Source organism: Kitasatospora sp. NPDC018058 (assembly GCF_044327205.1).
Classification (GTDB): domain Bacteria; phylum Actinomycetota; class Actinomycetes; order Streptomycetales; family Streptomycetaceae; genus Kitasatospora.
Genome location: NZ_JBIRFA010000002.1, coordinates 252,708 through 273,469 on the forward strand (window position 1 = coordinate 252,708; position 20,762 = coordinate 273,469).

Annotated in this window: 18 protein-coding genes and 1 pseudogene; 15 read left to right on the plus strand and 4 right to left on the minus strand. The window is 72.1% G+C overall.

The genetic code is table 11. The features are described from left to right. Positions 1–96: 96 nt before the first annotated feature. Positions 97–1,683: a replicative DNA helicase gene (gene dnaB, locus ACH4E7_RS03725; protein WP_396247360.1), complete on the plus strand. Its 1,587-nt coding sequence runs from the start codon at positions 97–99 to the stop codon at positions 1,681–1,683. 361 nt (positions 1,684–2,044) lie between these two features. Then, the gene (locus ACH4E7_RS03730) at positions 2,045–4,039 is read left to right on the plus strand and encodes a LysR family transcriptional regulator (RefSeq protein ID WP_396247361.1); all 1,995 of its coding nucleotides are present in this window, start codon (positions 2,045–2,047) and stop codon (positions 4,037–4,039) included. 10 nt (positions 4,040–4,049) lie between these two features. On the opposite strand, the gene ACH4E7_RS03735 is transcribed toward ACH4E7_RS03730, so the two are convergent. After that, positions 4,050–4,442, minus strand: a complete 393-nt coding sequence (locus tag ACH4E7_RS03735; protein ID WP_396247362.1) for a hypothetical protein — start codon at positions 4,440–4,442, stop codon at positions 4,050–4,052. Between the two features lie 5 nt (positions 4,443–4,447). After that, the gene (locus ACH4E7_RS03740; protein ID WP_396247363.1) at positions 4,448–4,846 is read right to left on the minus strand and encodes a hypothetical protein; all 399 of its coding nucleotides are present in this window, start codon (positions 4,844–4,846) and stop codon (positions 4,448–4,450) included. Positions 4,847–5,018: 172 nt separating this feature from the next. On the opposite strand from ACH4E7_RS03740, the gene ACH4E7_RS03745 reads away from it, so the two are divergent. Then, entirely contained in the window at positions 5,019–5,882 is an 864-nt protein-coding gene (locus ACH4E7_RS03745) for a hypothetical protein (protein WP_396247364.1), read from the plus strand. Positions 5,883–6,061: 179 nt separating this feature from the next. After that, positions 6,062–7,486: an acyltransferase family protein gene (locus ACH4E7_RS03750; RefSeq protein ID WP_396247365.1), complete on the plus strand. Its 1,425-nt coding sequence runs from the start codon at positions 6,062–6,064 to the stop codon at positions 7,484–7,486. 86 nt (positions 7,487–7,572) lie between these two features. Here the strand turns inward: ACH4E7_RS03750 and manA are convergent, their stop codons facing one another. Continuing rightward, a complete protein-coding gene (manA, locus tag ACH4E7_RS03755; protein WP_396247366.1) occupies positions 7,573–8,772 on the minus strand; it encodes a mannose-6-phosphate isomerase, class I in 1,200 nt (399 codons plus the stop codon). Positions 8,773–9,101: 329 nt separating this feature from the next. Between manA and ACH4E7_RS03760 the strand changes: the two genes are divergently transcribed. Then, positions 9,102–9,869 carry a polyprenol monophosphomannose synthase gene (locus ACH4E7_RS03760; protein ID WP_396247367.1) on the plus strand — a complete coding sequence of 256 codons (768 nt, stop codon included), beginning with the start codon at positions 9,102–9,104 and terminating at the stop codon, positions 9,867–9,869. 85 nt (positions 9,870–9,954) lie between these two features. On the opposite strand, the gene ACH4E7_RS03765 is transcribed toward ACH4E7_RS03760, so the two are convergent. Continuing rightward, complete coding sequence (locus ACH4E7_RS03765; protein ID WP_396247573.1) at positions 9,955–10,272, minus strand: winged helix-turn-helix transcriptional regulator; 318 nt, start codon at positions 10,270–10,272, stop codon at positions 9,955–9,957. A 195-nt stretch (positions 10,273–10,467) separates the two neighbouring features. Here ACH4E7_RS03765 and ACH4E7_RS03770 point away from each other — a divergent pair, with 195 nt between their 5' ends. The 10 genes and pseudogenes from ACH4E7_RS03770 (at position 10,468) to ACH4E7_RS03815 (ending at position 20,759) form a co-directional block, all read left to right on the plus strand. Further along, a complete protein-coding gene (locus ACH4E7_RS03770; protein WP_396247368.1) occupies positions 10,468–11,115 on the plus strand; it encodes an FMN-dependent NADH-azoreductase in 648 nt (215 codons plus the stop codon). A gap of 110 nt (positions 11,116–11,225) precedes the next feature. Further along, complete coding sequence (locus ACH4E7_RS03775) at positions 11,226–12,146, plus strand: MBL fold metallo-hydrolase (RefSeq protein ID WP_396247369.1); 921 nt, start codon at positions 11,226–11,228, stop codon at positions 12,144–12,146. Between the two features lie 31 nt (positions 12,147–12,177). Then, positions 12,178–12,759 carry a molybdenum cofactor guanylyltransferase gene (locus ACH4E7_RS03780; protein WP_396247370.1) on the plus strand — a complete coding sequence of 194 codons (582 nt, stop codon included), beginning with the start codon at positions 12,178–12,180 and terminating at the stop codon, positions 12,757–12,759. 107 nt (positions 12,760–12,866) lie between these two features. Next, positions 12,867–13,148: pseudogene (locus tag ACH4E7_RS03785) on the plus strand (DUF6457 domain-containing protein); the annotation flags it as partial. A 20-nt stretch (positions 13,149–13,168) separates the two neighbouring features. Then, a complete protein-coding gene (locus ACH4E7_RS03790) occupies positions 13,169–14,353 on the plus strand; it encodes a molybdopterin molybdotransferase MoeA (protein ID WP_396247371.1) in 1,185 nt (394 codons plus the stop codon). 129 nt (positions 14,354–14,482) lie between these two features. Then, on the plus strand, positions 14,483–15,460 hold the full coding sequence (locus ACH4E7_RS03795; protein WP_396247372.1) for an NAD(P)H-quinone oxidoreductase: 978 nt from the start codon (positions 14,483–14,485) through the stop codon (positions 15,458–15,460). A gap of 138 nt (positions 15,461–15,598) precedes the next feature. Then, positions 15,599–16,279, plus strand: coding sequence for a hypothetical protein (locus tag ACH4E7_RS03800; protein WP_396247373.1), 681 nt, complete (start codon positions 15,599–15,601; stop codon positions 16,277–16,279). A 315-nt stretch (positions 16,280–16,594) separates the two neighbouring features. Further along, on the plus strand, positions 16,595–17,209 hold the full coding sequence (locus ACH4E7_RS03805) for a bacterial proteasome activator family protein (protein ID WP_396247374.1): 615 nt from the start codon (positions 16,595–16,597) through the stop codon (positions 17,207–17,209). A 269-nt stretch (positions 17,210–17,478) separates the two neighbouring features. Further along, a complete protein-coding gene (locus ACH4E7_RS03810) occupies positions 17,479–18,900 on the plus strand; it encodes a protein kinase (protein WP_396247375.1) in 1,422 nt (473 codons plus the stop codon). A 113-nt stretch (positions 18,901–19,013) separates the two neighbouring features. After that, entirely contained in the window at positions 19,014–20,759 is a 1,746-nt protein-coding gene (locus tag ACH4E7_RS03815) for a protein kinase (protein ID WP_396247376.1), read from the plus strand. Positions 20,760–20,762: the final 3 nt, after the last annotated feature.

Genomic DNA, 20,762 nt, shown 5'->3' on the forward strand with positions numbered 1-20,762 from the left:
TCGGTGCCGTGGCGTACAAAGAGGATCGGATCCGCTCCACCCAGCCACCGGCAAGGCCCGCTCCAACTCGCACCACTCGCTGATCGGGGAACACGCGTGACCGGCCCCCAGTACGACGACCACGACGCCCCGCCGCCGGAGGAGGACTGGCAGACCGCCGAGGACCCCTTCCCGGTCGGTGCCTTCGACGACGCCCCCTTCCCGGACGGTCCCGGCGACCGGCTCCCGGTCTCCCGCAACCGTGGTGGCCAGGGCGGCGGCCGGGGTGAGGGCTTCCGCAAGGGCGGCGGCTTCAAGAAGGGCGACCGCCGGGACGACCGGGACCGCCGCGAGGACGAGGGCCAGGGCGGCGTCGACGGCTTCGAGCGCGTCCCCCCGCAGGACCTCGCCGCCGAGCAGTCCGTCCTGGGCGGCATGCTGCTCTCCAAGGACGCCATCGCCGACGTGGTCGAGGTGCTCAAGCCGGCCGACTACTACCGGCCCGCGCACGAGATGGTCCACGGCGCGATCCTCGACCTCTACGCCCGCGGCGAGCCGGCCGACCCGATCACCGTGGCCGGCGAGCTGACCAAGCGCGGCGAGCTGCAGCGCGTCGGCGGTGCCTCGTACCTGCACACCCTGGTCAACTCCGTCCCGACCGCGGCCAACGCCGAGTACTACGCCCAGATCGTCCACGAGCGCGCCGTGCTGCGCCGCCTGGTCGAGGCCGGCACCCGGATCGCCGGAATGGGCTACGCGGCCGAGGGCGACGTGGACGAGATCGTCAACGCCGCCCAGGCGGAGATCTACGCCGTCACCGAGCAGCGCACCAACGAGGACTACGCGCCGCTCGCCGACATCATGGAGGGCGCCCTCGACGAGATCGAGGCGATCGGCTCCCGCAACGGCCAGATGTCCGGCGTGCCGACCGGCTTCGCCGACTTCGACCAGCTCACCAACGGTCTGCACCCCGGCCAGATGATCGTCATCGCGGCCCGACCCGCGATGGGTAAGTCCACCCTCGCGCTGGACTTCGCCCGGGCCTGCTCGATCCACCACAAGCTGCCGAGCGTGATCTTCTCGCTCGAAATGGGCCGCAACGAGATCGCCATGCGTCTGCTCTCCGCCGAGGCCCGGGTCGCGCTGCACCACATGCGCTCCGGCAACATGACGGACGACGACTGGACCCGGGTCGCCCGCCGGATGCCCGACGTCAGCGAGGCGCCGCTGTTCATCGACGACTCGCCGAACCTGTCGATGATGGAGATCCGCGCCAAGTGCCGCCGGCTCAAGCAGCGCAACGACATCAAGCTGATCGTGATCGACTACCTTCAGCTGATGCAGTCCGGCGGCTCCCGCCGGGCCGAGAACCGCCAGCAGGAGGTCTCGGACATGTCCCGTAACCTCAAGCTGCTGGCCAAGGAGCTGGAAGTCCCGGTCATCGCGCTGTCCCAGCTGAACCGTGGTCCCGAGCAGCGCACCGACAAGCGACCGATGGTCTCGGACCTCCGTGAGTCCGGCTCGATCGAGCAGGACGCCGACATGGTCATCCTGCTGCACCGCGAGGACGCCTACGAGAAGGAGTCGCCCCGCGCGGGCGAGGCTGACCTGATCGTCGCCAAGCACCGTAACGGTCCGACCGCCACCATCACGGTCGCCTTCCAGGGCCACTACTCGCGCTTCGTCGACATGACCCGGGACTGAGGCCGGTTGTAGGGTCTCAGATTTCGTGTCGGAATCTCACGGTCGGTGTCGGATCGAAGTCGGATCCGACACCGAACTGAGATTCGCAGGTCGCTGCCGTACCTCGTTCGAGTGAGTGTTGCTGGTGTCTCCTTCGCCTGCACCCGCCACCGCAGATTGCTGGCCGACTGCTGTCCGGATTGTGGGAGGGTTCCCAGACAGGCCCTGTTCGGGCCGCTCCGTTCCCCGGCCGGAACTCTGCGGCAACCCGCCGGCCCGGCCCGGTGGCCTGGTCACCGCCGGATGCGGCAGCGACCTTCGCAGTGTTCCGACACTCCTCCTGCCTCCCGGGCACCCCGTTCTCACAGCGCAGGACCGGGTGATGGCCGCCATCGACACCACGACCGCTTCTTTCGGCCCCTACGCGGCCACCCCGCAGCCGACGGCAGCCGTCCTGGCCGACATCAGGGCGCTGGGCATCCGCTTCCTGGCGGACCTCCCTGCCGAGGCCCTGGGGCAGTGGCTCCCCGAAGACATCACGACGGTATATCTCTCCCAGGGGTCCGCCGCTACCGGGAAGGCGGGGGACCGCCCGGGCTTCATGGCCCCGCCGCGGGCCGCAGACACCGCGGTCGCGATCACCGGCGCCCTGAACATCCTGCAGAGACCCGGAATCCATACGGCCGGCGAGGCCCTGCGCGGCCTGCTGGAAGCAGTACGCGACGAGCTCACACAGATCTCGGTAACCAGCATCGACGACTGGGGACAGGGCATCAGCCCGGTGCTGCAGTCCGTGCACTTGGCCGCGCTCGCCCCGTCCCTCCGGCCCAGTGAGCACTTGCGCTACCGCACTGCGACCCAGTCGCCACGATGGCCGGCCAGGACCGCGCTGGCCATTGAGCAACGCTCCAGGAAGATCCCCACGCTCTTCTGGCCCTCCTGGACGGCCCGGCTCGCACCACCCGAAGGAATCCACGCACGAACCCTGGCCCCCGTCCTCGCCGCCCTGCTACTGATCCCCGACGGCCGCGTCTCCTTGGACCAGGCCGCCGTCCTGGCCGGTGACGTCACCGACGGCATCGAGATCTCCCGCCTCCTCCAGGAACTCGATGATCTTCCGCACTGGCCGGACATCGTCACCGCCCTGACCCGGCTCACCGACCACCTTGACGCCGACAACACCCCCATCGACTACGGCCGGCGCCGAATCCTGGACTACACCGGCCTGCTTCCCCACGACCGTTGGCTGGAGATCTGCCTCCGCACGGGAACACCTCCGGGGGCCGGCCGGCGCGAACGCATCGCCCGCAGCCAGCTCTTCCGCCGCCTCAGCGGCCTGCCTGCCGAATCTTTCCCCGACGACCTGGCCGGGCTCGACAGCGCAGAGTTCCGGGCGGCCTCCGTGCGGTTCACCGCCCTTCAGACCCCCGAACTCGCACACGCCCTCCAGCAGGAAGCCCTCGGCTTCCTGGCCTCGCACCACATCCACGACGAGCCCGTGACCTGGCAGCCTCCCACCGCCCTGCTGGCCGGACTCTCGCTCCCTGGACCTGACCCGGCGCACGTCGACCTGCACCGCCTGCACCAGCTCGTCCGAGAACGGCGGCACCCCGTTCAGCACGCCGCCCAGGTCCTGGGCACGACCGTCGAGGCCATCCGGCATGTCCTTGACGAGCACCCAGCCCCCGCAGCCCCGTTGACGAAGAGCACCGCTAGAGCCACCGGCCGCATTCGGCACCAAGCCCGGCAAACCATCCCGGAAGAGCACTTCATCCAGCTATACCTCGCCGAACACCACTCCCTCCAGCAGATCTCCTCCTTCACCGGCTTCTCCCGCAAAGTGCTGACCGATCTCTCCAAGGAGTACGGCATCCCACTCCGCGAGGGCCCCCAGGACTACAAGCGCCGCGGCACCGTCGAACGGGACTGGCTGACCGAGCAGTACGTCCACCGCCGCCGGACCCTTGCAGACCTCGCACGCGAGAAGGGCATGAGCACCGCGAACATGGCGCGCTGGGCCAAGACCTACAACGTTCCGCTGCGATCACGCGGAGGATCCAGCCACAGCCGGGCGCTTCGCGCTGCCGACCAGGCCAATCAAGCGCCGCGCATCCTTCGACCGGCACTCAGCGGCCAAGGGGCCGGCGAACGCCTGAGCCGATTCGCGGCCGCATCCGCCTACCCCAGCCTCAGCGCGGCGGCGAGCGGCCTCGGTCTCAACACGTTCACCCTCGTCGCGCAGATCAACCGGATCGAACGAGAACTTGGCGGGCCGCTGCTGGTGAGAGCCGAACGTGGTCGGCCCATGACGCTGACCCCCTTGGGGAGGAGGGTGCTCAGGGCCATTCGCACGTCTCAAGATGGTGCAGCGTCATGACGTCCGAACTTCACTCCGGGTCGGGAAGGCGATGAAAGGCTCCGTCGAACTCTCCCGATGCAAGCAGCTTGGCGATCACGCTCACCATGCCTTGGATGCCGGGGCCTCGGACGATCAGCCCGTCCGAGCACCAGAAGCACCGCCCATCTGCGGCTTCTCCGGTGTCCTCCCATCCCTTCATCAGTCGGTCCACCTCGGCGAGGGTGAAGATCGTTGCACTCCAGCGAGAGCCGTCGGGGAGGTGAACCTCGGCATCGATGTTGCAGACCTCGTCGAGTGCCTCGTCAGGGCCCGGGAGAAAGAGCGCCTCGAAGCCATCAGCTCGAACGCGGTAGTACGGGCCCTCCCATCCTGCGTCGCATTGAAGTTCCCTCGGCGCTGGCGCTACCTGATTCGGGTCCAAGGCTGTTACTTCAGTTCCTCACCCGGCGGGATGAAGGCGTCGGCGCTGTCAGCATCCTCGACATGCCCATAGGCATCGACCGTGATAGCCGTTGCCCGCCCCTGAGAGGTGATCAGCCAGGCCAGCACCTGTTCAGTGAGAGGAGTTCCATCCGGCCCCTGATCCGTCCAATGGGCCCGCCACCCGCCGCCGGGCACCGCGGCAACGATTTGGTCGGCCCGCTCCAGGTGGGAGAAGTCCTCGTAATCCGTGACCAGGCGCAAGGCCCCTCGCTTGGGGTCAACCACCAGGGCCGTTCCGGTCGCCTGATCCCAGCCCTCTACTCGCACCATACGACCGATCTCGGTCTCAGTGCCGTTGAAAATGGCGGTCCAGCCGGTCTGATTGAAGTAACGAAGAGACACCGCCACATCATCTCGAACGGGACCTCGGTTACCTCCTGTTTGAGCGCGCCGAACGCGGCCGCCCGAGGCTGACACCGGTTCGCAAGGTGGCCGCCGCAGCGCGAAGGCTCCGGCGACGGGTGCCGACACCCTCGCACCGAATCCTGTCGTACTGGGAAGGCACAATCGGCGCATGCCTGAGACCTTCGTCGACCTGGGATCCGTCAATGCGCCGTCCAGTGTGCTGGTGCTCGGCATGGCCGGGTGGATCGACTACTGGCGGGAACTGGGTCAGCCCCTGTCCGAGCGTGCCAGGGCGGCAGCATCGTCGGGAGGAGGCCATCTTCGCGAGTGGTTGTGCGAGGCGGTCGCGGTCCCGGCTGCCGCAGATCGGCCGTTGAAGGTGAGGGCGAGCACGTCGCCATCCCCGTTCGACGAGGAACCGACGATCGCGATCCTGGAGATCAGCCTTGGCCTCCCGTGGCCCGGGACCGCGGACCGATCGGTGCCGGTCCGGCTTGGGGACCTGCCCGTCGACCGGTGCGGCATGGTCATCGGCGACGCTGCAGGGCTGGACACGTGGACAGGAATGGACGGCGAGCCGGCCGACGGGCTCGCCGACGTCTTCTACTGGGGCCGGTACGCGGGCGACGCGCAGACGCAGTTCGGCGGCGATCGGATCGCGCAATACGGCGTCGACGGACCGCACGGGTGGCTTGACCTCCCGCTGGCCGAGGCAGCCGCACGCGTGTCTGAACTCACTGCCTGGTGCGACCGCCTCCACGGCAAGGGCCTCATGGTCTCGATCGACAAGCACACCGACTACCACCGCTTCCGGCGAGCCGGGTGGCACCACCCGCTCCGCGCCGGAGCGATCGAGGTCGGTGGCTGCCAGGTGCTCGGCATCGAATGGGATCAGGGCGACCACTCGATGAGGCACCGCGGTGAGCGGGACGCCGGCCAGGTCTATCCGGTCACGCTCGAAGCCGACGAGGCGGGCGAGATGGTGATGCGATGGACCATTCCGCCCTACGACTTCGACGACGAAGACGAGTGACGAGCTCGGCTCTGGGGATCGCCACCGTGGTGAGACTGATCAGCTCCGGCACGTAGTGAGACAGATCGGGGAGCCGCAGGTCACAGCGGTGGTCTCCGACACGAGCCGCGAGACCCTACAGGTCTCCCGGGGCCTCGGCCGGGGAGAGGGCCGGGGTGCGATGGGCTACTGTCCCTGCCGTGAAGACGATACGACAGCTGTCCGCCCGCCGGGTCGGAGGAAGCACGAAGGCCCAGGCCGGAGGGGCAGCCGCCAGGCTGGGCTGGCTCGACGCGCTCCGTGGCGTGGCCGCCCTCGTGGTCGCCCTGCACCACTTCGACGTCCTGAAGCTGCTGCCGGACCGGCTCGCCGCCTTCATCTGGTGGCACGGGGACCTGGGTCTGTACGGCGTCATGCTGTTCTTCCTGGTCAGCGGCTACATCATCCCGGCCTCGCTGGAGCGCCGCGGGAACGTGCGGGCGTTCTGGATCGGTCGGTTCTTCCGGCTGTGGCCGCCGGTGATCATCGGCATCGCGGTGGCGTTGGCCATCATCCCGAAGGGTGACGGTTCCGTCGCGCTCTTCGCCACCGGCCACAACTACGTGGCCGTGGCTGCCAACACGACCATGCTGCAGGACTTCATGGGCGTCTGGAACGGCCTGGGCGTCATGTGGACGCTGAGCTACGAGATGGCCTTCTACTACATGGTCACCGCGCTCTTCGCGGTCGGCCAGCACCGCCGCAGCGGCCCGATCGCGGTGGCCTTCGCCGCCGTGGCGCTGATCTTCGGCACCTCCATCGCGTCCCACACGATGACCGTCGACGCCGCCTCGACCCACAACCTGGTCTGGGGCGTCGTGCTGATCGTGCTCTTCGCCTTCGCGTGCGTGCTGAGCGGCCGGGCCAACCTGACCCGGATCGGGGCGATCACGCTCGGCGTGCTGGCCTTCGTGCTGATGTACAACAACAGCCGGGCCCCGATGTTCGAGACCCTGATGATCTTCGCGACGATGTTCGCGGGCACCGTGATCTACCGCGCCGAGCGGGGCCAGATCGACCGCCTGCAGGCCGTGCTCTGCTGTGGCTTCGTGATGGCCGCGGGCGTGGCCGTCGCCTTCTTCTACAACCACAGCGGCATGGAGAACAACACCTGGACGGCCGGCCCGCGGGCCTGGATCGGCTCCTACCTGGGCGCCTGGATCACCTTCGGGATCGGCTTCGCGCTGCGCAAGCGCCGCTTCCCGAAGCCGCTGACCTGGCTCGGCGGGATCAGCTTCTCGCTCTACCTGCTGCACGTCCCGGTGTTGCACACCCTCCACCACCTGCTGAACGTGCCCAAGGTGCCCCCGACGACCGGTGGCAAGGTGATCTGGACGGTCGAGTACCTCGCCGTGATCATGATCGCGAGCTGGGTGATGTACAAGCTGGTGGAGCTTCCGGTGCAGAAGCTGGGCCGCAAGGTGGGCAAGTGGGTCGACCGCCGCTGGCCGGGCGGCGAGCTGCCGCCGCTGGCCCTCGCGGTGCCGACCGGCGCCGCGGCGGCGACGGCAGCGACCACGAGCACTCCGGCTCGGGCCGGGGAGCCGGTGCCGGTCGAGGCCGGTGTGGGGCCGCCGGGCCGTTGATCACCCGGTGATCACCCGAGCTGAGAAGGGCTCGTCCCCCGGTGGGGGGACGAGCCCTTCGTCGTACGAACGGTCGGCGGCCGCCGTCAGACCGTGACGGTGGCGCGGAACAGCGTGCTGCCGGTGCCGGTCAGGCGGGTCGGGGCGCCGGAGGCGGGGAGGAAGGCGGACTGGCCGCGGGCGAGGTCCAGCGCGGTGCCGTCGGCGGCGGTGAGCCGTACCGCGCCCTCGGTGCAGAGCAGGATCTGCGGGGTGCGGCCGTCGATCTCGCGCCCGACGCCGTCCAGCTCGAAGCGGGAGAGCCGGAACTCGTCGATCGGGACGGGGTAGAGCTGCTCGCCGGGGGTGCCCTCGACCGGGACGGGATGGACCACCCGGGCCACGTCGGACTCGAAGACCACGACCTTCAGCAGCTCCGGCACGTCGATGTGCTTGGGGGTGAGGCCGGCCCGCAGCACGTTGTCCGAGTTGGCCTGCAGCTCGACGCAGACGCCGGACAGGTAGGCGTGCGGCACCCCGGCGCCCAGGTAGAGCGCCTCGCCGGCGCGCAGCCGGAAGTGGTTGAGCAGGAAGGCGGTGATCAGTCCGCGGTCCTCCGGGAAGTCCTTGGCGACCCGCGCGTACGGGGCGTAGTACCAGTCCGGATCGCCGGTGTCGTACTCCGCCAGGACCTCGGCGGTCTCCCGGACGGTCTTCCCGGCCGTCTCGTCGTCCATGGTGAGGATGGCGGCCAGCGTGCCGCGCAGTGCCTCGGACTCGTCCTCGACGCACAGCAGGTCGATCAGCGGGTCCAGCCCGGGCACCGAGAGCCGGGCCATCAGCTCGGCCGCCTCGGCGGGCCGACGGAAGCCGCACAGGCCCTCGAACTCGCCGAGCGCGCAGATCATTTCGGGCTTGTGGTTGTCGTCGCGGTAGCTGCGCTCGGGGGCGTCCAGCGGTATGCCCAGGGCGTTCTCGGCGGCGAAGCCGGCCTTGGCCTGGTCCAGCGTGGGGTGCGCCTGGATGGACAGCGGGATGCCCGCGGTGAGCACCTTGAACAGGAACGGCAGGGTCGGGCCGAACCGGGCCACGCTCGCCGCGCCGAGCTCTTGCTCGGGGGCGGCCGCGATCAGCTCGTCCAGTCGGCGGGGGCCCTCCCCGCGGTCGGCGCGGGACGGGTCGCCGGGGTGGGCGCCCATCCACAGCTCGGCCTGCGGTTCACCGGTCGGTTCCTGCCCCAGCAGCTCGGGCAGGGCCGTGAGCGACCCCCAGGCATACGGGCGGATGGTGTTGACGAGCCTGTCCATGCGCGCGGTCCTACTCCTTCGCTGGCTGGGCGGGTGTGCCGGATCGGCTGGGCGGGCCCGGGCCGTCCGGGCGGTCCGGGCACGGGCAAGGGCATCGACCCTAGCCCACCCGCATCACCCACGGGGAAACGGTGGTCGTCCGGTGTGAGTGCCGTGGTCGGACCGGTGGTTCCCGGGCGCGGTAGTAGGATGCCAGGACGCAGTAGCCCCCGCCCCGCACAGCATTCTCCACCGTGGTCAACCCGCCGGAGGGCTGTCGGCGGGACCGCGTTCCAGAGTGCGGGCGACGGTGTTCTGATACTCCCCGCCATCGGCCGAGAGGTTTGTACGTGACCGTGAACCAGCAGAGTTTTGCTGATCTCGGCAGGGTCCTGGTGATCATCCCGACCTACAACGAGGCGGAGAACGTCGAGCGGATCGTCGGCCGGGTCCGCGCCTCGGTGCCCGAGGCGCACGTGTTGGTCGCCGACGACAACAGCCCCGACGGCACCGGCGAGCTGGCCGACAAGCTGGCCGCCGAGGACCCGCACGTCCACGTCATGCACCGCAAGGGCAAGGAGGGCCTCGGCGCCGCCTACCTCGCCGGCTTCCGCTGGGGCATCGACAACGGCTACGACGTCCTGGTCGAGATGGACGCGGACGGCTCGCACCAGCCCGAGGAGCTGGACCGGCTGCTGGGCGCGCTGCGCGGCGCCGACCTGGTGCTCGGCTCGCGCTGGGTACCGGGTGGCCGGGTGGTGAACTGGCCGAAGTCCCGGCTGCTGCTCTCGCGCGGCGGCTCGACCTACTCCCGGCTGATGCTGGGCGTGCCGATCCGGGACGTCACCGGCGGTTACCGGGCCTTCCGCAAGGAGACCCTGCTGGGGCTGGGCATGGACCAGGTCGCCTCGGCCGGGTACTGCTTCCAGGTCGATCTGGCCTGGCGCACGGTGAAGGCCGGGTTCAAGGTCGCCGAGGTGCCGATCACCTTCGTCGAGCGCGAGCTGGGCGCGTCCAAGATGAGCCGCAACATCGTGATCGAGGCGCTCTGGCGGGTCACCACCTGGGGTGTCGCCGACCGGGTGGCCCGCCTGCGCGAGGCCGTGACCAAGCGCTGAGTCTCCGGGTGTGTGAAGGGCCCGTCCACCGGTTCGCCGGTGGACGGGCCCTTCGTCGTTCGTGGGCGGGGCCGTTCCGGGAATGTCAGCAGCCGCCCTTGAGAGCGCTCTCCGGCAGGTAGCGGTCGGCCCAGAGGGCCAGCTCGGTGAGCGCTGGCTTCAGCGCGACGCCGCCCTCGGTGAGCCGGTAGCTGACCCGCAGCGGCGGGCCGGCGTCGACCTCGCGGACGACCATCCCGGCCTCGGTCAGCTCGGTCAGCCGGTCGGAGAGCATCCGCTCGCTGATGCCCGGGATCGCGCGGCGCAGCTCGGAGAAGTAGGCCGGGCCGCTCTGGTTGAGCACGCCCAGCAGCAGGCCGGTCCAGCGCTTCCCGAGCAGGGTGAACACCCGGGTGAGGGCCATCTCGACGTTGGTGCAGCCGCCCTGGTCCCCGGTGCCGCACGCCTCCACGGCGGTCGGCGCCCCATCAGTCACTACCTCGTACTCGGCCATGGAGCCAGCGTACTCGACCTGTCACTAGTGACTGCAGAAAAGTAAGCTGCTATCGTACTTGCAGCCGCGGAAGGAATAGCAGCTACTTATTATCTGGAGGTCCCCATGCCCACGCTTCTGCACATCGACTCCTCCGCGGTCGCCGACGGCTCCGTCTCCCGCGAGGTCACGGCCGCCTTCCGGGCCGCCTGGCTGGCCGAGCACCCCGAGGGAACGGTGATCCACCGGGACCTCGCCGCCGACCCGGTCCCGCACCTGGACGTGCACGGCATCACCGGCGGGTTCGTCCCCGCCGAGGGCCGCAGCGCCGAGCAGACCGCCGCCTTCGCGCTGCGCGACGAGCTGATGGCCGAGCTGGAGCAGGCCGACGCCGTACTGATCGGCACCCCGATGTACAACTTCACGATCCCGTCGACCCTCAAGGCCTGGCTGGACCAGGTGATCCTGATCGGTCGCACCGCCGGCGAGAAGCCCTCCGCCAAGGGCACCCCGGTCACCGTGGTCGCCGCCCGCGGCGGCTCGTACGCGCCCGGCGCCCCGCGCGAGCCGTACGAGTTCGTCACCACCTACCTGGAGAAGGTGCTGACCGGCATGCTCGGGCTGGAGGTCGACTTCATCGTCCCCGAGTTCACCCTGGCCGGGACCCGCCCGGCGATGGCCGACTTCGTCCCGAAGGCCGCCGAGTCCAAGGCCCAGGCGCTGGAGCAGGCCGCCCGCCGCGGCAAGGAGCTCGCCGCCCGCGCTGCGGCGTGAGCCGCGCCGGAAGGCACGCCCCGTCGGGCGCGCCTTCCGCGCAATCGGCCGCCGGTACTCCCATGCTGTAGGCCGCAGGGAGTCCGACCGCCGACCAGAGGGAGCAGCCCGTGACGTCGTCCCCGCCCGAGGAGAGCGCCGGCGCGGAGCGGACGGACGCCGAGCGGTCCCCCCGGCCGCTGGAGGTCGCCGTCTTCACCGGCCCCGAGTCGGCCTTCTTCAGCACCTCCACGCTGATCCTCGGCGAGCGGACCGCGATCCTGGTGGACGCCCAGCTCACCCGCAGCGCCGGGCGGGAACTGGCCGAGTGGGTCGCGGGCAAGGGCCGCCGACTGCTCGCCATCGTCATCACCCACCGGCACCCCGACCACTACTTCGGCGCGGAGGAGGTGCTGAAGCTCTTCCCGGACGCGCAGCTGCTGGCCGCACCGGCGGTGGTCGAGGGCATCCGGCGCACCGTCGCCGCCAAGGTCGCGCAGTGGAAGCCGGTGTACGGCGACGACATCCCGGACCACCCGCTGATCCCCGCCCCCCTGCTGCCGCAGCCGCTGATGCTCGACCGCCGGGTGATCCCGGTGCTGCTGCTCGGCCAGGCCGACTGCGGAGAGTCCACGGTCGTCCACGTGCCGAGCATCCGGACCGTGATCGCCGGGGACTTCGTCCACAACGGCACCCACGTGTGGACCGCCGACACCACCCCGGCCCAGCGCACCACCTGGGGGCACAACCTCGGCCGGATCGCCGACCTCGGCGTCGACCGGGTGATCGCCGGCCACCGCGCCCCCGGGCAGGGCGACGACGCGGCCCGGGTGCTCGCCTTCACCGGGGAGTACCTGCGGGACTTCGACCGGGCGCTGGCCGCGCACCCGCACGACCCGGAGACGCTGGTCACGACGATGAGCGAGCGGTACGGGGAGCTGACCCTGCCGTCCTTCCTGGAGCTGGGCGCGGCGGCGAACACCGCCCGGGCGTGGGCGGAGGACGGGATCATCGACGCGGAGATCGTCGAGGACGACGACCCGGCCGAGTAGGGTCCGGCACGGCCGGGCGGATACTGGCCGCATGACGCCGTACGACGTGATCGTTCCGGCGGGTGGTGCCGCCCGCCGCCTCGGCGGGGTCGACAAGCCCGGCCTGACCGTGGGGGAGACCTCCCTGCTCGACCGGGTGCTCGCCGCCTGCGCGGGCGCCCGCACCACCGTCGTGGTCGGCCCCGCCCGGCCGACCGCGCGGGACGGGGTCCGTTGGACCAGGGAGCAGCCGCCCGGCGGCGGGCCCGTCGCGGCCGTCGCGGCCGGGCTCGACCTGGTCACCGCGGACACCGTGCTGCTGCTCGCCGCCGACCTGCCCTTCCTGGACCGGCGGACGGTGGAGCGGCTGGTCGACGCCCTCGACGCGGCCGAGCCGACCGTGGCGGCCACCGTCCTGATCGACGCCGGCGGACGCGAGCAGCCGCTCGCCGCCGCCTACCGGACCGCCCCGCTGCGCACCGCGCTGGTCGGCCTCGGCGACCCGGACGGACTGCCGCTGCGCCGGCTCGTCGGAGGGCTGTCCCGGCTGCTGGTGGCCGACACCGACAACGTCGCGTACGACTGCGACACCTGGGAGGACCTGGAGCAGGCCCGGGAGCGGGAGAGGTCCTGAGCCTTCGCCGCGCGGCGACCGGACGGGCGGCTCACGGGGTCCTTCGTCGGCCCGTGAGGGAAACGACGCGTCCCGCACACGGGGTGAACACCTACGGGAAACCGCCGATCAGGCAGCATGGGCGCATGGAGCGCACGCTGGAAGACTGGATCGCCGAGGTCAAGGCCGACCTGGGTATCGACCTGGACGTGGACGTCCGGGGCCTGCTCGACATGGCCCGGGCGGTCGCGCACGGGGTGGCCCGCCCGGCCGCGCCGCTGACCGCCTTTCTGATCGGCTACGCGGCCGCCCGGCAGGGCGGCGGGTCGGCGGCCGTGGCCGAGGCGTCCCGGCGGACCACGGCGCTCGCCGAGCGCTGGAGCGCCGCCGACGGGCCGGGCGAGCCGTGAGCGCGGTAGGGCGGACCACCGTGGCGGCGCCGTCCACCGGCCCGGGCACGCTGAGCTGGCCGCGGGCCCGGGAGGCCGCGCGCCGGGCCGGGCTGCGCCCGCTGCCGGTGGTCGGGCTGCCGCTGGCCGAGACGCTCGGGCACACCCTGGCCGAGCCGCTGGGCGCGCTGACCGACCTGCCCGCCTTCGACACCTCCGCGATGGACGGCTGGGCGGTGGCCGGTCCCGGGCCCTGGCGGGTCGCCGGACGGGTGCTGGCCGGCCGGACCGAGGTGACGCCGCTGGACGACGGCAGCGCCGTCGAGATCGCCACCGGGGCCCAACTGCCGCCCGGCGCAACGGCCGTACTGCGCCGCGAGCACGGCCGGACGGACGGCGCACTGCTGTACGACCGCGGCCCGCAGCCGCTGACCACCGGCCAGGACGTCCGCCCGCGCGGCCAGGAGTGCCGCCGGGGCGAGGAGTTGCTGCCGGCCGGGACGGTGATCGGCCCGGCCGTGCTCGGCCTGGCCGCCGCCTGCGGCCACGACCGGCTGGCGGTCCGTCGCCGACCGGTGGTCCAACTGCTGGTGCTCGGAGACGAGTTGCTCGCCTCCGGGATCCCCGGGCCGGGGCTGGTCCGGGACGCGCTCGGTCCGCTGCTGCCGCCCTGGCTGCGGGCGGCCGGTGCGGAGGTGGCCGAAGTCCGGTGCGTCCGGGACGACTTCGGGCTGCTGCGGGACGCGCTGCGGCACTCCACAGCCGATGTCGTGGTCACCACCGGCGGGACGGCCGCCGGGCCGGTGGACTTCCTGCACCGGGCGCTCGCCGAGGTCGGCGCCCGGCTGCTGGTGGACGGTGTCGCCGTACGGCCCGGACACCCCATGCTGCTGGCCGAGCTCCCCGGCGGACGCCACCTGGTGGGCCTGCCGGGCAACCCGCTGGCCGCCGTCGCCGGGATGGTCACGCTCGCCCTGCCGCTGCTGCACGCCCGCGGCGGAAGGGCCGTCGCCGCCCCCGCGCTCGCGCCGGCGGCCGTCGTCCTGCCCGGGCACCCGGTGGACACCCGGCTGCAGCCGGTGCGGCGCACCGTCGAAGGGGTCGTACCGCTCGCCTTCGACGGGCCCGCGATGCTGCGCGGCCTGGCCCGGGCCGAGGCGCTGGCCGTGGTCCCGCCCGGCGGGGCTGCGGCGGGGCAGACCGTCGAGCTGGTGGAGGCGCCGTGAGCGGGCGATGGGGGGCCCGAGCCGGAGGCCGCCGTGCCGCAGCTCACCGACCGGGTGATCGTCATCGAGTCGACCGGCCGGGGCGGGGCCTGACCCCCGAACTTCCGTGAGGCGCAGTAGGTTCGGGGCATGCATGCGATGACGATTCCCGTACCCGGCGGTCCCGAGGCACTGGTGTGGGCGGAGGTACCCGACCCGGTGCCCGGCGAGGGCGAGGTGCTGGTCGAGGTGTCGGCCACCGCCGTCAACCGGGCCGATCTGCTCCAGCGGCAGGGCTTCTACAACCCGCCGCCCGGCGCCTCGCCCTACCCGGGGCTGGAGTGCGCCGGGCGGATCGTCGCGCTCGGGCCGGGGGTGTCCGGCTGGGCGGTCGGCGACGAGGTGTGCGCGCTGCTGGCCGGCGGCGGGTACGCCCAGCGGGTCGCGGTGCCGAGCGGGCAGCTGCTGCCGCTGCCCGAGGGGCTGAGCGCGGAGCAGGCCGCGGCGCTGCCGGAGGTCGCCTGCACGGTGTGGTCCAACGTGTTCCTCACGGCCCACCTGCGGCCGGGTGAGACGGTGCTGTTGCACGGCGGCGCGAGCGGCATCGGGACGATGGCGATCCAGCTGGCCAAGGCGGTCGGCGCGCGGGTCGCGGTGACGGCGGGCAGCGCGGAGAAGCTGGCCCGGTGCGCCGAGCTGGGCGCGGACATCACGATCAACTACCGCGAGCAGGACTTCGTCGAGGCGCTCCGGGAGGCCACCGGCGGGGCCGGGGCGGACGTGATCCTGGACATCATGGGCGCCAAGTACCTGCAGCGGAACGTGGACGCGCTGGCGGTCAACGGGAGGCTGGTGATCATCGGGCTGCAGGGCGGGGTGAAGAGCGAGCTGGACCTCAACGCGCTGCTGCGCAAGCGGGCTGCCGTGATCGCCACCAACCTGCGCGGGCGGCCGCTGGCGGAGAAGGCGGCGATCGTGGCGGCGGTGCGGGAGCACGTGTGGCCGCTGGTGGAGTCCGGGGTGGTGAAGCCGGTGGTGGACCGGGTGCTGCCGCTGACCGAGGCCGGTGCCGGACACCGGGTGCTGGAGGCGGGGGAGCAGGTCGGGAAGGTCGTGCTGAAGGCCTGAGGGGTCGGCGGCGGTCGGTGCGGGGCCGCACAGGGTGTCCGAAATGCCGCACTGGTCGGAATGTGTGAGGCTGGTCCGGAGCTGTCCCGCCGCCGATTCCGCCCCCGGGCGCGGTCGGCCGTCGGAAGGACTCCGACCGTGGCCGCATCACTGCACGCACCCCTCGGGCCGCTGCCCGCCGCGCCGCACCACCGTCGTACCCGCCGCTCCCAGCAGCTGCTCGCGGTGGCCGTGCTGGGACTCATGCTCCCGCTGGCCGTCGCGACGACGGCCGTGGCGGGGCCCTCGCCGAACACCCGGGTGAGCGTCGAGGCGGAGCCCTCGGCCGCGCTGGCGCAGCATTCGGGGCCCCGGACGCGCCCGGACGGCCGCGACTTCCCCCGGGCCCACCACCACCGTCACCGCCCGGCGTCGGCGCCGGAACGCCCCAGCGCCACCGTGGAACAGGCGCCGGACCAGGCCCCGGACCAGGTGCCGGAAAAGGTCCCTGACCAGGTGCCGGACCAGGCGCCGGACCAAGCCCCTGACCAGGCCGCCGACCAGAGCATCGAGCGGCAGCCCGGGCAGGCCCGGGACCAGAGCGTCGAGACCGACCAGCCGGACAGCGACGCGAACACCCCGGACGCCCCGGCCCCCGCCGCCCCCAGCGCCCCGGACACCACCACGGTGGCCTCCGACCAGACCGTCGAGGCGGCCGCCCCGGCGATCCTCCCTGCCCGCTGGCAGGACCCCTCCACCCTCCAGCTCCCCCTCGGCGTCGGCCTGGGCCTCATCGGCTGCGGCCTCGCCCTGATCGGGCTCCGCCTCCGGAAAGGCTGAAGCAGGCACGGGCGGTGAGGCACGGAGCGCCGGGTGGCCCACCCGTGCCTCACCGTGCACGTCCCACGTCGGCCCGCCGAGGGCGGTCTCCTCGGCGTCCGCCGGCGTGGAGGTTCGGTGCGGGTTCTGGGGTGGTAACGGCCCCGCCCACGATGGGTGCCGGGGCGGTAGTTGGATGGGGCGGGGCGGGAACTGAGTATCCGTACGGATTCCCGCACGGGGCGCGGGGGCGTACCGTCGTGACGGGGTGGCGCAGGACGGCGGGACGAACGGGGGCTTCCGCCCGACCAACCCCAGTGAGAGAGAATGTTGTTCATGACGAATCCGATGAACGAGCGCTCGTCGCAGGAGCCCTTCCGGGCCGCCGGCGGGCAGTCGCAGGACGGCCAGAAGGTGCTGATCGTCGGACCGGACGGGCTGCCCGTGGGCCAGGGGTTCGCCGGCTCGGCGGGGGACGTGGACGACGAGGGCGACGCGCCGCGTGAGCTCCCGGTGACCGAGATGGTCGAGCAGCCCGCCAAGGTCATGCGCATCGGCAGCATGATCAAGCAGCTGCTGGAGGAGGTCCGGGCCGCGCCCCTCGACGAGGCCAGCCGGGCCCGACTGAAGGACATCCACGCCAGCTCGATCAAGGAGTTGGAACTCGGGCTGGCCCCGGAGCTGGTCGCCGAGCTGGAGCGGCTGTCGCTGCCGTTCACCGAGGACAGCATTCCGACCGAGGCCGAGTTGCGGATCGCCCAGGCCCAGCTGGTGGGTTGGCTGGAGGGCCTGTTCCACGGCATCCAGACCGCCCTGTTCGCCCAGCAGATGGCCGCTCGGGCCCAGCTGGAGCAGATGCGGCGCGCGCTGCCGCCCGGTCTGCACGGGGGCGAGGCGGACGAGGAGGAGCCGGGTCAGGGCCGCGGCATCCGCTCCGGCCCCTACCTGTAGGCCGGGCCCGTAGGCCGTCTCCGGGCCGGACGTACCACGACGATCCGCCCCGGGCCGCAGCGCCGTGGAACGGCGCCGGCGGTCCGGGGCCAGGATCGGCCCTGGGCCGATCACCGTCGGCGCGAGCCGATACCCTGACCCCTGTCGCTGGCCGGTCGAGCCGCCGCGACAGGGGTCCGCCAGGCCAGCGGGCCGGGCCCATCACGCACGGACGAGACCGAACGTCACGGCTGCGGCAGCACGGCCGCGCCGAGGGGGAGCAGAGGACCATGAGCGAGCACGGCAACGCGGCGGTCGAGGGCTTCTCCCTGGGCAACGGCCGCTATGTGCTGCAGCGGCTGCTGGGCGAGGGCGGTATGGCCTCCGTGCACCTCGCGTACGACAGCGTGCTGGACCGGCAGGTCGCGCTGAAGAGCATGCACAGCGAGCTCGGCCGGGACGACTCGTTCAAGGAGCGGTTCCGCCGCGAGGCCCAGGCGGTGGCCCGGCTGGAGCACCCCAACATCGTCACGGTGTACGACAGCGGCGAGGACATCGCCCCGGACGGCTCCAGCACGCCGTACATCGTCATGCAGCTGATCGACGGCCAGGGCCTGCGCGAGACGATCAACGAGGCGGTCGCCCAGTACGGCGCGGTGCCCACCGAGCAGGCCCTGAAGGTCACCATCGGCGTGCTGAACGCGCTGGAGGCCTCGCACGACATGGGCCTGGTGCACCGCGACATCAAGCCCGGCAACGTCATGTTCGACCGCAAGGGCAATGTCAAGGTCATGGACTTCGGCATCGCCCGGGCGCTGGAATCCGGCGTCACGTCGATGACGCAGACCGGCATGGTGGTCGGCACCCCGCAGTACCTCTCGCCCGAGCAGGCGCTCGGCAAGCCGGTGGACGCCCGCTCCGACCTCTACTCGGTCGGCGTGATGCTCTTCGAGATGCTCACCGGCCAGCTGGTCTTCGACGGCGACTCGGCCTTCTCGATCGCCTACAAGCACGTCCAGGAGGAGCCGCCGGCGCCCTCCGGCCTCAACCGCTCGATCACCCCGGCCGTGGACGCCTACGTCGCCCAGGCGCTGCGCAAGGACCCGGCGCACCGCTTCCAGAGCGCGGCCGCGATGCGGGACGAGGCGGAGCGGCTGATCGCCGAGCTGAAGGGCGGCGGCGCCGGGCACTCGCTCCAGGCGAGCACCCCGCTGATGATCAAGGACGGCCCGCGCTCGGTGCACGCCGCCCCGCAGACCCCGCCCCCCTTCCCGCAGCAGCCGCACTACCAGACCCCTCCGCCGGCCTACCAGACCCCGGCCCCGCAGGCTCCGCACACGCCGCAGCCGCAGTACCTCCAGCAAGGCCAGCCGCAGTACCAGACCCCGCCGCCGGCCTACCAGACGCCGCGTCCGCAGGCTCCGCACACGCCGCAGCCGCAGTACCTCCAGCAAGGCCAGCAGCGGCCGATGCACACCCCGGCGCCGCAGCCGATGCCGCCGTACCAGCAGCCGAAGCCCAACGGAGGCGGCTGCTCCACGGCCTTCGTGGTCGTCGCGATCATCGTCGGTGTGCTGGTGCTAGCCGGCATCATCATCGCGATCGTGCTGAACAAGGCGAAGAACGACACCAAGACCAAGTACGGGCACGCCGAGCGCCCCGCCGCGGTGCTGGTGCTGGACCGGCCGGCCGACCGGAATGGCCTGCTCTGACGGGTTCCGGCCGGTTCGGGCGGGTCACGGGTGCGCGCCGGAAGCGGTAGCGTTCGGGGATACGTAAGCGACAGGGCACCGCGATTCCGAGCGAACGCCCGGGGCGAGGAGCGATGGCACAGACGCAGCAGCCGGACGACGACGCGGGTGCCCGAGGGGACGGACGGACCGGCGGGACGCCGAGGATCCCCGAGCCCGGCAACGAAGCCGCGACCTCCGCGCTGCCGCCGTTCGGCCGGAGCGGTCCGCAGACCCCGGGCCGCGGTACCGCCGCCCCGCTGGGCACGGTCGGCGACGGCCGCTACCGGCTGACCCACCGGCTCGGCCGCGGCGGCATGGCCGAGGTCTTCGCCGCCGAGGACGTGCGGCTGGGCCGCACCGTCGCGGTCAAGCTGCTGCGCGGCGAGCTCGCCCAGGACGACGTCGCCCGGCTGCGGTTCACCCGCGAGGCGCACGCCGTCGCGGCGCTGAACCACCACTCGATCGTCTCGGTCTACGACACCGGCGAGGAGTACGTCGGGGACGAGTCCACGCCGTACATCGTGATGGAGCTGGTCGAGGGCCGGACCGTCCGCGAGCTGCTGGTGGACGAGGAGGCGCCGCCGGTCGACCAGGCGCTGATCATCATCGCCGGGGTGCTGGAGGCGCTCGCCTACAGCCACCGGAACGGGATCGTCCACCGCGACATCAAGCCCGCCAACGTGATCATCACGAACAGCGGCGCGGTCAAGGTGATGGACTTCGGCATCGCCCGGGCGCTGACCGGTGGGGCCACCACGATGACCCAGACCGGCATGGTCATGGGCACCCCGCAGTACCTGTCGCCCGAGCAGGCGCTCGGAAAGGCGGTCGACCACCGTTCCGACCTGTACGCGGCCGGCTGCATGCTCTACGAGCTGCTCACGCTGCGCCCGCCGTTCACCGGCGACACCCCGCTCTCGGTGGTCTACCAGCATGTCCAGGACATGCCGGTGCCGCCCTCGCAGGCCAACAGCCGGGTGCCGGTCGGGCTGGACCCGCTGGTGCTGCGCTCGCTCGCCAAGAACCCGGACGACCGCTTCCAGGACGCCGACGAGTTCCGCGCCCACGTGCAGCACGCGCTCCGCGAGATGCACGGCGCGGCCGGGGCCGGCTGGGTCGGCGCGGCCGACGGGCTGCCGGGCGACACCGGCGCCACCCAGGTGATCCGGCCGGACCAGACGCTGGCCACCCAGGCCTTCGGCGCGGTCGGCGCGGGCGACCAGACCTCCGTGCTGCCGTACTCGGCGGGCGGGTCGCAGAGCTCCCCCTCGCCCTACCAGGGGGCCGGCGGCCCGTACGGCGGTGGCGGCGACGGCGGCGACGGCGACGACGAGTACGGCGGCGGACGACGGCGCGGGCCCTGGGGCTGGGTGGTCGGTGGCATCGCCGTGCTGCTCGCGGCCGGTGCCGGGATCGCCTTCGCGCTCAGCGGTAGCGACAACAACACCAACAAGACGATCACGCCGACCACGCCCACCTCGGTGGTCAGCACCACCGAGGCGACCACGCCGACCCAGAGCGGCCAGGCGACCACGCCGCCCTCCGTCTCCGGCAGTAGGCGGCCGACGCAGCAGCCGACCGACAACGGCGGCTACACCGGGAACGGCGGCTACAACAACATGTCGCCGTCGCCGAGTTCGGGCCGGTGGCACACGTCGACCCCGACGCCGACCTCGACGCCGACGTCGACCGCGACCCACACCCCGACGGCCACCTCCTCGGCGACCGGCGGGGCGACCACGGCTCCGTCGCCGACCTCGGGTGGCACGCTGCCACCGGTGCCGACCAAGTCGGGCCCGCCGGCGACGGCACCGGCTACGCCGGGAACGACGAACTGAGCA